The sequence below is a fragment of the Streptomyces glaucescens genome (assembly GCF_002154375.1).
Taxonomy (GTDB): Bacteria; Actinomycetota; Actinomycetes; order Streptomycetales; family Streptomycetaceae; genus Streptomyces; species Streptomyces glaucescens.
In genome coordinates this window covers 1-1,120 of the sequence record NZ_MUND01000720.1, presented here as the reverse complement: position 1 = coordinate 1,120, position 1,120 = coordinate 1, and the positions used below count along the sequence as shown (strand labels likewise).

Genomic DNA, 1,120 nt, shown 5'->3' with positions numbered 1-1,120 from the left:
ACATGTGTATAGGAGACACGGCCGAGGGCGCGGGCCCAGGGGCGGGGCCGGGAGGCCGGTTCGGGGGCGGACCGGGGGGTGCGGGACGTGCCGCGCATGCGGATCGGGCGGGTCAGGGCGTTCAGGACTGCGGCGGTGACGCGGGCCATTGGGGCCTTGTGCCCCGGTGCGCGGGTGGCTATGCCCGGGTTGGTCCGGGCGCGGTCCGGCCGTCGTGGGGCCTCTCGGAGCGCGGTGCCGTACCCGACAATGGGCCTGTGCTGGAGATGACGCGCGAGGAGTTCGAGGGACTGGTCGCCGAGGCGCTGGACCGGATCCCGCCGGAGCTGACGCGGCTGATGGACAACGTCGCGGTGTTCGTCGAGGACGAACCGCCCGCCGACGATCCCGAGCTGCTCGGGCTCTACGAGGGGACCCCCCTGACGGAGCGCGGCGAGTGGTACGCCGGGGTGCTGCCGGACCGGATCACCATCTACCGGGGGCCCACCCTGCGGATGTGCGAGAGCCGGGAGGACGTCGTCGCGGAGACGGAGATCACCGTGGTGCACGAGATCGCCCACCACTTCGGGATCGACGACGCCCGGCTGCACGCGCTCGGGTACGGATGAGCGTGGCGCGTGTCCTCCTGCGGGCGGCGGGAGTTGGGCACGTTGACCCTTCACCGGCCTCCGGAGGTGGCTGCTCGTGCGCCCCTTGTACGTACCCGTCCGCCTGGCCGCCACCCTGCTGGCCGTCACCGCTGCCGCCGGCTGCATGAGCGTGGGGGACGACGACGGCGGCCGGGCCGAGCCGTCGCACTCGGCCGGACCGGAGGGCGGCGAGGCGCCCGGCGGGTTTCCGGCGGTGACCGGCGGCGGCGCCGGGTACCAGGGCGTGGCCGCCGGGGAGGCGGACCGCGCGGGCGGCAAAGGCAAAGGCAAGGGCAAGGGCGGCGGGAAGGGCAGGGGGAAGGGCGACGCGGCGGGGGTGTCCGCGGCGCCCTCGGCCTCCGCGCCGGACGGCGGCGGCGCGACCGTCGCGCCGCCGGGCGGGCCCGGGCAGACCGCCGGTCCGGGCGGCGGGGGCCCCGGGTCCACACCGGCCCATCCGGCGCCGACCCGGACCACCCAGCCCCCCGAAC

At 76.5% G+C, this 1,120-nt stretch carries 2 protein-coding genes; both read left to right on the top strand.

Going from position 1 to position 1,120, the window contains the following annotated elements:
* The first annotated feature begins 257 nt into the window (after positions 1 to 257).
* A complete protein-coding gene (locus tag CCN42_RS35885) occupies positions 258 to 608 on the top strand; it encodes a metallopeptidase family protein (protein WP_211294868.1) in 351 nt (116 codons plus the stop codon).
* A gap of 76 nt (positions 609 to 684) precedes the next feature.
* On the top strand, positions 685 to 1,120 hold a 436-nt coding region (locus CCN42_RS41825), incomplete at its 3' end, for a hypothetical protein (protein WP_143662142.1).